At 56.2% G+C, this 10428-nt stretch carries 10 protein-coding genes; 7 read left to right on the plus strand and 3 right to left on the minus strand.

Annotated elements, in window-relative coordinates:
* The first annotated feature begins 60 nt into the window (after positions 1-60).
* The 3 genes from AAIL66_RS21880 to ychF all read left to right on the plus strand — a co-directional run bounded on the left by AAIL66_RS21880 (position 61) and on the right by ychF (position 2752).
* Positions 61-948, plus strand: coding sequence for an MOSC N-terminal beta barrel domain-containing protein (locus AAIL66_RS21880; RefSeq protein ID WP_343497745.1), 888 nt, complete (start codon positions 61-63; stop codon positions 946-948).
* 12 nt (positions 949-960) lie between these two features.
* The gene (locus AAIL66_RS21885; protein ID WP_241781199.1) at positions 961-1380 is read left to right on the plus strand and encodes a hypothetical protein; all 420 of its coding nucleotides are present in this window, start codon (positions 961-963) and stop codon (positions 1378-1380) included.
* 274 nt (positions 1381-1654) lie between these two features.
* Positions 1655-2752, plus strand: coding sequence for a redox-regulated ATPase YchF (gene ychF / locus AAIL66_RS21890; RefSeq protein ID WP_003071057.1), 1098 nt, complete (start codon positions 1655-1657; stop codon positions 2750-2752).
* A 589-nt stretch (positions 2753-3341) separates the two neighbouring features.
* On the opposite strand, the gene AAIL66_RS21895 is transcribed toward ychF, so the two are convergent.
* The 3 genes from AAIL66_RS21895 to AAIL66_RS21905 form a co-directional block, all read right to left on the minus strand.
* Entirely contained in the window at positions 3342-3710 is a 369-nt protein-coding gene (locus tag AAIL66_RS21895) for a DUF1428 domain-containing protein (RefSeq protein ID WP_003071059.1), read from the minus strand.
* A 432-nt stretch (positions 3711-4142) separates the two neighbouring features.
* Positions 4143-5708, minus strand: coding sequence for a sensor domain-containing diguanylate cyclase (locus AAIL66_RS21900; RefSeq protein ID WP_343497746.1), 1566 nt, complete (start codon positions 5706-5708; stop codon positions 4143-4145).
* Positions 5709-5911: 203 nt separating this feature from the next.
* Complete coding sequence (locus AAIL66_RS21905; protein ID WP_034357761.1) at positions 5912-6796, minus strand: LysR family transcriptional regulator; 885 nt, start codon at positions 6794-6796, stop codon at positions 5912-5914.
* Between the two features lie 197 nt (positions 6797-6993).
* On the opposite strand from AAIL66_RS21905, the gene AAIL66_RS21910 reads away from it, so the two are divergent.
* The 4 genes from AAIL66_RS21910 (at position 6994) to AAIL66_RS21925 (ending at position 9934) form a co-directional block, all read left to right on the plus strand.
* On the plus strand, positions 6994-7506 hold the full coding sequence (locus AAIL66_RS21910) for a universal stress protein (RefSeq protein ID WP_034357759.1): 513 nt from the start codon (positions 6994-6996) through the stop codon (positions 7504-7506).
* Between the two features lie 146 nt (positions 7507-7652).
* Positions 7653-8627: a TerC family protein gene (locus AAIL66_RS21915; RefSeq protein ID WP_034357758.1), complete on the plus strand. Its 975-nt coding sequence runs from the start codon at positions 7653-7655 to the stop codon at positions 8625-8627.
* Complete coding sequence (locus AAIL66_RS21920; protein WP_034357756.1) at positions 8624-9145, plus strand: universal stress protein; 522 nt, start codon at positions 8624-8626, stop codon at positions 9143-9145. The genes AAIL66_RS21915 and AAIL66_RS21920 overlap by 4 nt, the downstream gene beginning before the upstream one ends.
* A 405-nt stretch (positions 9146-9550) precedes the next feature.
* Complete coding sequence (locus tag AAIL66_RS21925) at positions 9551-9934, plus strand: DUF6713 family protein (protein ID WP_034357754.1); 384 nt, start codon at positions 9551-9553, stop codon at positions 9932-9934.
* Positions 9935-10428 lie beyond the last annotated feature (494 nt).

Raw genomic sequence — 10428 nt, forward strand, 5'->3', positions numbered from 1 at the left:
CAGGTCAAGCAGGGACTAGAGGGCAAAATGAGAGATGAATCCGTAATCGAAGGAGATGTGATGACCGACACCGCCTATGACGTGCAGGGCCGGATTGCCGAACTGTGGATCTACCCCGTCAAATCCTGCGCCGGTATTGCCGTGCCGAAGGCCGCGCTCTCGCGCCATGGCCTGCAATGGGACAGGCACTGGATGGTGGTCGATGCCAATGGCGATTTCTTGACCCAGCGCAGTCATCCGCGCATGGCGCTGATCAGGCCCGAGATTACGGATGAATACTTGCTGCTGCATTTTCCGGGTATGGACAGCTTGCAGACTCCTTTGCTGGTACAGGGCAGCAAATGCCGTGCGCGGGTCTGGAAGGATACGGTCGATGCCTGGGACCTCGGCGAATGGGCCGCGCCTGCACGCAGCTGGCTGAGCCGGGCTCTGGCGCAGGACTGCCATCTGGTGCGCTTTGATAATTCGCAACCGCGCCGGGCCAGCGAACGCTGGGTGGGCGATGGCGACGCTCCGGTGCATTTTGCCGACGGCTACCCTTTGCTGCTGCTCAGCCAGTCGGCCGTGGACGAGCTCAATCAGCGACTGACGCAGGCCGGCGAGGCTGCTGTCGATGCGCGGCGCTTTCGTCCGAATATCGTGATTGCCGATATCGAAGCCCATGATGAAGATCGTGTGGAACAGCTGGATCTGCCCCAGTTGCCCGGTCTGAGCCTGCTGCCCTGCAAGCCCTGTACGCGCTGCCCGATTCCCGATATAGATCCCGACACCGCCGTACCCGGCACGGCAGTGGGATATTCAATTTCCAGCTATCGCCAAAATCCGCGCGTGGATGGTGCTATTACTTTTGGTATGAATGCCATGGTGCTGGGTCTGCCGGACGTTGCGGATGCTGCAGCAGAGCTGGCTGTGGGTCAGCAACTGGCGGGCAATCTGCGCTTTGATTGAGGGTGTAGGCCTTTGACCCTCAAAGACTTGGGGCATCCCTGTAATAGTGATGCAGCAGAACCAGTGTCCAATAAGGCCATTGGCAGCAGCAATGAGGGGGAGGGCGACATGGCTGAATTCAAATCTGGCGATTTCGTGGTTCTCACCGGCAGCAGTGCTTTTGCCGGAAAGATCGCTCGCCTGTCTTTTCGTGCCCCCGACAGAGATTTCTGTCTGCCGGACGGTCATGGCCATATTGGCTGTGAGGCCGGAGACTGGGTGCTGGAGTTTGCCCAGAAGGTGCCCGCCTTGATGCGCAGCTGTCGGACTCCCTGCATGACCAAATATCTGTGCAGTCCGCAATCCCAGTTCCGACGGCTGGAGGAGACGGCCGGGCTGGAGCAACTGTTTGGCCCCATGCGACAGAGTTCGCCGGCGTTGACCGCTGATTGATCCGACATTTCCCGGACTTTTTCTCCCAGGCCTGTCTTTGCGCAGGCTTTTTTGCCTTCTGGCCGGAACAGTGGCGCAATCTACCGCAGATGAGCAGAGATTGCCGGGTCATTACAATCGGGGGCTTTCCGTGGCCAAACCGGGACGAAACTCTGGGTGAACAGAGTGCCTATGGGTCACGCTTCAAAAGAACCGGATTCGCGACGATGCGGATCGGGCACTTCCGCCACATGGGTGTGGTGCTCGATAGTGCATTGATACATAAGGAATTTCCATGAGCCTCAAATGCGGCATCGTGGGCCTGCCCAACGTGGGCAAGTCCACTCTTTTCAACGCCCTGACCAAGGCCGGCATCGCCGCCGAGAACTATCCCTTCTGCACGATCGAGCCCAACACCGGCGTGGTGGAAGTGCCCGATCCGCGTCTGGATCAGCTCTCCGAGGTCGTCAAGCCCGAGCGCATCGTTCCCGCTATCGTGGAATTCGTGGACATCGCCGGCCTGGTGGCTGGTGCTTCCAAGGGCGAAGGACTGGGCAACCAATTCCTGGCCCATATCCGTGAAACCGATGCCATCGTCAACGTGGTGCGCTGCTTTGAAGATCCCAACGTGATTCACGTGGCGGGCAAGGTGGACCCGATTTCCGACATCGAAGTCATCCAGACCGAGCTGTGCCTGGCCGACCTGGCCACGGTGGAAAAGGCTTTGAATCGCTACAGCAAGGCCGCCAAGTCCGGTAACGACAAGGAAGCCGCCAAGCTGGTGGCACTGCTGACTCCCATTCAGGCAGCCCTGAATGAAGGCAAGCCCGCCCGTGTGGTGTCGGTGTCCAAGGAAGATGCGCCCCTGCTCAAGCCTTTCTGCCTGATCACTGCCAAGCCCGCCATGTTTGTGGGCAACGTGTCCGAAGACGGCTTTGAAAACAATCCTTTTCTGGATCGTCTCAAGGAATATGCAGAAGCTCAGGGCGCACCCGTGGTCGCCATCTGCGCCAAGATCGAGGCCGAGATGGCCGAGATGGAAGACGAAGACCGCGATATGTTCCTGCAGGAGCTGGGTCTGGAAGAGCCTGGCCTGAACCGCCTGATCCGTGCTGGCTTCAAGCTGCTGGGCCTGCAGACCTATTTCACTGCCGGTGAAAAGGAAGTGCGTGCCTGGACTGTGCGTGTCGGCGCTACGGCTCCCCAGGCTGCGGGCGTGATTCACGGTGACTTCGAGCGCGGTTTCATTCGTGCCCAGACCATTGCCTTTGAAGACTTCGTCGCTTTCAAGGGCGAACAAGGTGCCAAGGACGCCGGCAAGATGCGCGCCGAAGGCAAGGAGTACATCGTCAGGGACGGCGATGTGATGAACTTCCTGTTCTCTCCCAAATAAGCACGATTGGCATGCACCCGGCCACATATGGATGCCCATGTGTGCCCAGGTGCTTCCGTCATTAAAGGGCGCATCTGGCAGATGCTTGCGGCGGCATTGTTGAATCAATCAGTGTCGCCGCAGCAGTCCAGCCCCGCTATCGAGCACCAACTGGACGCAGTACAAGGCAGCGCTCAGCTGCCGGCTTTGTGCCGGAGGTGGCGATAGCCGGTATCGGCAAGTGGCGCATCAATCCAGTGAGGGCGGGCTGCTTCTGCTTGCTGAGCCCACCGGACTCAAATTCCCGGGGTGGCGGTACTGCCGCAATTGCAGGCGCAACCCACGGCGATGAGTTGCGGTTGATCGTCACGGCTCTTGGAGTTCATGACGCACAGCCCCCTGCATGTCGCCCCGCCACACCCATCACTCCCCCTAGAGAGAATGCCCGGATGCGCAAGGGCGATGTCTTTGTGCATCGCAATGAGGAGACTGCCGCAGGGATCACCGGCGCAGCTAGGTGGAGACCAGGCTGCATTGCATCAAGCAACTGGTGAGAGGGGGATGTCGCCTGGGCTTGAACCTGACAGCTCAATGAGCTGAACATCAGACTTCAGGGCTTCACTTCGACGACTTGTTCGAAACCCCCAAAGATCATGCGCTTGCCGTCGAAGGGCATGGGCGGATTGCCGGGGGCGGATGGGTCCATGCGCGGGTCTTCCATCATCTTCTTCATGGCTGCGTCGCGCGTGGCCTTGTCCGGCCATTCGACCCATGAAAAAGCCACTGTCTCCTCGGCCGTGGCCTGAACCGAGCGGCGGAAGTCGGTAACTTTGCCATCGGGGACGTCATCTCCCCAAGCCTCGATCACCCTGATTGCGCCCAGCTCGATGAATATCGGGTCGAGCTTGCGCGCGTGCTCGATGAACTTCTGCTTGTTGGCGGTGGGGACAGCGATCACGAAACCATCGATATATGACATCTCTTCACTCCTGCTGAATTGACCGTTAGATGCGTAGCTGGCGCCGCATTCACAATGCCCGCAGGGCCGGTGGCAGCAGTGCTCTCAGCCTGGAACCCTTGAGCTCGCAGATCACGCTCCAGCAATCAGGCTGAGCATGGCCTTTCAACATTGCCTGTGGCGACCGGGAACCTGAGCAGCCAATGCACATGCAGCCTGCTCCTCAACTCGATGTCGATCGAGTGGTTCGCTGGGAATGTAGTGGCAGTTTTCGCGTTGATCGTAATGCAGCTCACCAGCGCAGAAGCTGAAGTTTGTGACAGACAGCTTCTGAGCCGTTGCAGCCTTTGCTGCAGCCAGGGCAAGCAGACATTGTCGAGCGGCATTGCAACCTTTCGTCATTCTTTCTTAGATTCATCGAGCATCAGCACCGGTGCCGCCTCCATGACGGATTCAGATCAGGGACTGGCTATGGCTTTGCGTTGTGTCCCGAAAGTCTGCTGCTCGCTGTGTCGGAGTTTTGGTGAATACAACAACTTTGTTGCGACCTGTCGTCTTGGCCTTGTATAGCGCCTCATCGGCTGAACGGATCACCGAGGCTACATCTGCATCGTGTTCTGGCTCCCATGCCGCACAACCGATGCTGACTGTGATGTAGCCGAATTCGCTTCCTGAGTGCTCGATAGAGAGTTGCGAAACGGCGGCGCGGATGTTTTCCGCAATGCATGACGCGCCCTCTAGAGATGTATCCGGCAAAACAACGATGAACTCCTCGCCTCCATAACGAGCTGCGATATCTCCTGGCCTGCGAATACTGTCACCAATGCATTTGGCTATGGTTGCGATGACGTCATCCCCAGCTTGGTGTCCGTATGTGTCGTTGTAGACCTTGAACCTGTCAATGTCGACGAATAGCAATGAAAAAATACTATGGTTTCGTCTTGCCCGGTGCCATTCCTGATCCAGCATTTCGTCGAGTCTGCGGCGGTTGTTCAAGCCCGTCAGCCCATCGGTTCGAGCTAGCAAGGCCAACTCCGACTCGGCGCGTATTCGTCGCTTGAGCTGTGTCACGAAAGCAAAGGACAAGCCGATAAAGGCTGCTGTGAGCACCCCCATCAGACAGGCAATGATCAGTGCACGTTGTCGCCAAGCCGTGAAAATATCGGAGTGCGCTTTCGCGACCATGATAATGAACGGCAAGCTCGGAAGATTCTTGAAATAGTACAGGCGATGAGTGCCATCAAGGTAGGAAATATCTGAAAAGCTGCCCTCAGGCTCAGCAGTGAACCGCTTGAATGTGCTTGCGTTTCGTATATTGCGTCCTATGACCTTGGCATCAAAGGGTTGGCGCATCATCATCGCGCCATCTTTTCTTATCAATGCAAGCGATCCATTCTCACCCAGCGACAGCCCGGAAAATAGTTTTCTGAAATATTCAAGCTGGACATCGATCAGCACTACGCCTGCGAAAGAGCCGTCTGCATGAGAAAGCCGACGGCTCAGAGGAATGCTCAAGGCGCCGCCATGCAGCGGTGATGCGTATGGGTCTCCCACATAGAGCCCCTTGCCGGAATTTTCTCGATGCACGGTGAAGAAATCATGGCCGGAGAAGTTGACATTGTCTGGTTTGACTTTTCGTGCATCGATGGCAATGTTTCCCTCGGTATCCAAGACCAGAATTGATCCCAAATAGGATGCAGTCGCAGCTTTGTCGAACAAGGCAACTTCGCGCAGGTGCGGCGATGCCGCCATCACTTCGGGATCGTTCAACCCATCAATCACGGCCTGCAATGACAGCGCATAGAGTTCGAGATTTCGAACCACATCATTTTCGGCGAGAAGAGCCACATTACGCGATGTTTCCACCGCGTGCTTCATCGTGTCCAGCCGACTTTGATAAAGAGCTGCCGCGCAGATCGCCGCCATCGAGAGCGCAATTGCTCCAGCCACGAAGAGCATTGCATAGGAAATGCTGGAGAAGTGACTGCGATCAATAGCAAACCAATGAGTTGATTTCATATTGTCTAAGCACCTGCACTGGTGATACCGAACTTGTAAAGATTGTGCTTGAATAAGTCAGCACAGCGCTTTCTTCACATTTCACAACAGTCTGCTTTGATGGCTCTTGGGGATTTCGGCCATAGACGGTTTTGGATCGCAGGCGCGAACTTCACTACACCTCGATTCGCCGACAGTGCTGAGCGCTTGCTTTACGAGGAAATCTAGCCTCTTGTCGAAAATAGCTTTTGCACCAGAGGATGTAGCACCTTCCTGCTTGCACCAATCGCGAAGAAGTGTTCCTCCACACCCTCGCAATCGCCCAAACGCTTCACCTCATATCGGGTCGTCAAGTCTTCGTGAACCAAGCTGGCCATTGGAAAGACACCCATGCCAGCTGCTCCAAACGTCTTGAGCAATGCACTGTCCTCGAACTCGCCTATGACATGCGGTTTGATGGACTCTCGTTCAAACCACTGATCAAGCCTTGCGCGCACTGCTGCATGGGCCGTTGGCAGAAGCACGGGGACTTTGGCCAGAGACTGCGGAAAGTCTTGCCGAGCTGCTGCAAACAAGGATGCAGGTGCATACCAGGCCAATGGGGATGAGCCCAGAGAGTGGCTATAGACCTTGAGGTTGGGATTTGGAGGAGCGGCACGGTCGGCCAGAACGACATCAAGTCGATGCAAAGCCAGGTCACCCAGCAAATCCTCGAATTCGTCAACCAAGCACAAAAGTCGAAGATGGGGTTCCTGCATCACAGGTTGCATCAGGCTTCGCACCGCCAGTTCGGGCAACTCGTCGGCGATGCCGACGATCAAACGCATGGTCGGCATGCCCACTGCGTCACGCACTACCGCAGGCAGCTGCTCCCCTAGCTGGAAGATTTGCTCTGCCTGCCGCATGGCGGCAAGTCCTGCGTCTGTCAGGACAACGCCTCGCCCTGCAGGTTTGAGCAGTGCATAGCCCAGTGACCGCTCCAGCTCACGAACTTGGGTGCTAACAGTTTGTACAGCCATGCCCAGGCGCTCGGCAGCACGGGCCATGCCTCCTTCTTTGGCGACAACCCAAAAATAGTAAAGGTGCCTGTAACTGAAGCCAGGGCTCATTGTTCGGCTTTTCGGAGCTATTGCTTCCAAATTATCTGCTTTTATTAAATTGCTGCATCGCTATTGTTGGTGTTGTCCAGGGCCAGGAGAAGTGCTCGGCGGAGAACCTTCGAATCAGAAGGCGCAAGCAGTCTTTGAACGAGGATCCACTCAGGTGAGTCACTGCACCAAGCAGCTCACCTCAAAGGAGAAGCACCATGCTGAGAGTTCTTGTCCCGTCAGACGGATCAGCCAATTCGTTGTTTGCAATACGTCACGTGATCGACGAGTTCAGGAAGAGCGAAGATCTGGAGATTCATCTCCTGAACGTGCAGCCGCCATTCTCGAAACTCATCACCGATTACTCAAGCAGGAGTGACCGGATGGAGTTTCATCATGAGCAGACGGAGTCGGCGCTCTTGACCACTCGGCAAATGCTGGATGCCGCCGGGATTCCATATGCTGTCCACTCGGAAGTCGGCAACAAGGTTGACTGCATTGTGGATGTCGCGCGCAGGCTTCATTGCGACCTGATTGTCATGAGCACGGCGCGAAAGAGTTCCTTGGTGCGTCTTATCGAGAATTCAGTGACGAATCAGGTGCTGGAGCGAACCAGCGTGCCTGTAGAGGTGATCCCGGGCGAGCCTGCCTCGAAGCTGGAGCGCATTGGTATTCCAGCGGGAGTCGGTGCCGGAGCGGGCATTGTGGCTCTATGGATGGCTTCCAGTTAAGAGCTCGACAGCGACGTTGAGAGCCGCTCGCACTGCCCTCGCTACGCCGTTGTTTCGCCTTGTCTCTGCGGTTGGCCGGGGCATGTCAGCGGCCCATGGTGCAAGCAGTATCTCAAGGCAAAGAAGCAAACGCTTGGGGCCATTTCATGCACAACATCGAAACCTTGGCAACCGGCCCGATGTGGATCGGCTTCATTGTCTTTGTGCTCATCATGCTGGGCCTGGATCTATTTGTCCTCGGAGGAAACAAGGCTCACCGCGTGTCGGCCAAGGAAGCGGCAAGCTGGACTGCCACCTGGGTGGCTCTTGCCACCACATTCGGCGCGTTGTTGTGGTGGTATTTGGACGCTACCGCAGGTCGTGAAATTGCCAATCGCAAGGCACTTGAATTCTTTACCGGCTACCTCATCGAGCAGGCATTGTCGGTAGACAACATGTTCGTCTTCGTGATGATCTTTACCTACTTCGCTGTCCCGCCAGAGTTGCAGCGACGCGTGCTGCTGTATGGGGTTCTTGGAGCGATCGTGATGCGGGCAGCAATGATTCTTGGCGGAATCTGGCTCGTTTCCGAGTTTGAGTGGGTGCTCTACGTTTTTGGGCTGCTGCTCGTGGTCACGGGCGGCAAGATGTTGATCATGGCTGAGCAAAAGCCCGATCTGGAAAAGAATCCACTGCTACGCTGGTTGCGCTGCCACATGCGTATAGCGCCAGGCTTTCACGGCCAGTCGTTTTTCGTACGCATCGATGGATTGCTTCATGCAACACCGATGTTCTTGGTGCTTCTGATGATTGAGGCGAGTGACCTAGTCTTTGCCGTGGATAGTATTCCAGCCATCTTCGCTGTCACCACCGACCCATTTATCGTTTTTACATCCAATATCTTCGCGATACTGGGTTTGAGGGCGCTGTACTTCCTGCTGGCCGACATGGCCGAACGCTTCCATCTGCTCAAGTACGGCCTTGCTCTGGTACTGATCTATATCGGGGGCAAGATGCTGATGATGCCCTGGTTTCATATGCCCGTGCATTGGTCGCTACTCATTGTTGGCTCGATTGTCCTGATTTCCGTGCTGCTTAGCGTGAAGCTCTCAGGCCGAAAATCTTCAAGGAGTGTTCTATGAGCGATGCAGCGATGCCTGCACTCATGCCTGCGCCTGATCTCGAGCGGCGCGATAGCCTTGGCAGGCTGATTTCATTGACGTGGAAAGGCAAGTGCAGTTGTGCAAATACCGGTGGCGAACGTTGGCTGGTGGCAGTGGACGGCTCTGCATGCTCTTCGCGTGCTGTTGCCGTTGGTGCCCGTTTGGTGGCAATGGGGCAAGGCAGCATGCTTGACCTCGTGAATGTGCAGCCCTGGTTGAGCAAAGAGGCTGCGGAAACCGAGTTGGGTCGATACGGCTGGGCAGCCACGGCCCGGGCGCGCCGAGCGCTCGCAGAATCAGCTACCCTTGTCCCCTGGCATCTTCATGTCGTCATGGGTGATGATGCAATCGCTATCGTGGGTTTGGCTGAATCTCTTGGCTGCTTCGGTATTTGCATCGGCTCCCACGGGCTAACGGCAACAGAAGCCGTACTGCTCGGGTCTGTGACTTGCAAAGTCTTGCGCTTGGCACGGATGCCGGTTTTGATCGTGCGTTGAGTCCATATCTACATGGAGTTGGCCGAGGCAACAGACTGTCTGCATTCGCGACGAGCTGACGCATTCAGCCAACCGGCGATGCTTGACCGGTGAAAGTGGATACCAAGCAGGCATCGGCAATCGAATTCTTGCGGATTGGTTGCGGCAGTGAATGCTTGGCCTGTGCAGTCTTCCCGTGGCCGGATCTGACGGGTTTGCGGGCAACGGCTGGTTTGGGGCACGTTGACTGTATGGGGAGCAGCCTGCGTCAAGGCGTCAAAGTCACTTGCTCAAGTTCAGCCCGAGCGGTCCGCAAATGCTCATGACCGATCGCTCTTGGTCGTGAGAGGCTATCCCCGATTGAATTGGTTGAAGAGTCCGGCCAGGGTAGTCTTTATGTCGGCAAAATAGACAGAAGCACTGTCAATGCCCATGCAAGACCGCCTTCGCCTTCTTTTTCTGGCAAATGCCACCATCCTGATCACGCATCAAATTGACGCAGCCTACTGGCATGAATGGGAGCTGTTCCTCATTCCTGGCGGCAATCAAATCAACCTGCTCCTCAATATTCCAATCATTGGATTGGTCATGTACTCGCACAGCCGGGTTGTCGCCAACCTGAAAACCGGCTTGCCTTACTACAAGCTCTTGGCCTGTCTCGGCCTTTTAACCGTAGGCATTCACGCGTTTTTCTTCTTCCAAGGCAGCGAGTCGTTCATTCAGCCCATGTCGATTGCGTTGATGCTGGCAACATTCATTCTGTCGATATGGCAACTGGTGGCTCTGCGTCGTCTAGAAAATTTGCCTTAGTTGGTGACCGCCTGGTCCCGGTCTGTGCCGGCAGTCAGCCTGTGTCGACGGTGGCTCCATGGTGGGCCAATGACGGTCAATCAGATGGATTCATGCCTGCAAGTGCTTATGGGCTGAGCACAGCGAGGTTCAGTGCTAGCAGTTGCCTTTCTTGGCCTGCCCAGGTGGGCACCCATGAGGGTGGGGTTTTCTGTATCCGTCGTCGTAGTAGCCGTTCGGATACACGACACAGCCGCTGAGCAGCAAAGCTGTGGTGACCAGCACTAGCACTTTTTTCATAGAAATCCTTTCGATCTGACGCAGGTCACCGTGAGCTGCAGGGAGGTCCTGAGAATGATTGGCGGGACCTCGGCGGCGTCACTATTTCTTTTGCTCAGGGCCTGGAACTGGCCGTCGCGATTGATGCTGGCAACAGCGTCGTTCGGCCTCAAAGGGCTAGTCGTTCTGTCCCAGGACGATCAGGACTGCACCGCTGAGGAGCAGCAGGACTGCCA

Source organism: Comamonas sp. F1-6, from assembly GCF_039581415.1.
Classification (GTDB): Bacteria; Pseudomonadota; Gammaproteobacteria; order Burkholderiales; family Burkholderiaceae_C; genus Comamonas; species Comamonas thiooxydans.

Excerpts from the sequence above, each read along its gene's own strand:
- AAIL66_RS21880 (WP_343497745.1), top strand. The coding sequence starts at position 61 with ATGACCGACACCGCCTATGACGTGCAGGGCCGGATTGCCGAACTGTGG.
- ychF (WP_003071057.1), top strand. The coding sequence starts at position 1,655 with ATGAGCCTCAAATGCGGCATCGTGGGCCTGCCCAACGTGGGCAAGTCC.
- AAIL66_RS21895 (WP_003071059.1), bottom strand. The coding sequence starts at position 3,710 with ATGTCATATATCGATGGTTTCGTGATCGCTGTCCCCACCGCCAACAAG.
- AAIL66_RS21900 (WP_343497746.1), bottom strand. The coding sequence starts at position 5,708 with ATGAAATCAACTCATTGGTTTGCTATTGATCGCAGTCACTTCTCCAGC.
- AAIL66_RS21905 (WP_034357761.1), bottom strand. The coding sequence starts at position 6,796 with ATGAGCCCTGGCTTCAGTTACAGGCACCTTTACTATTTTTGGGTTGTC.
- AAIL66_RS21910 (WP_034357759.1), top strand. The coding sequence starts at position 6,994 with ATGCTGAGAGTTCTTGTCCCGTCAGACGGATCAGCCAATTCGTTGTTT.
- AAIL66_RS21915 (WP_034357758.1), top strand. The coding sequence starts at position 7,653 with ATGCACAACATCGAAACCTTGGCAACCGGCCCGATGTGGATCGGCTTC.
- AAIL66_RS21920 (WP_034357756.1), top strand. The coding sequence starts at position 8,624 with ATGAGCGATGCAGCGATGCCTGCACTCATGCCTGCGCCTGATCTCGAG.
- AAIL66_RS21925 (WP_034357754.1), top strand. The coding sequence starts at position 9,551 with ATGCCCATGCAAGACCGCCTTCGCCTTCTTTTTCTGGCAAATGCCACC.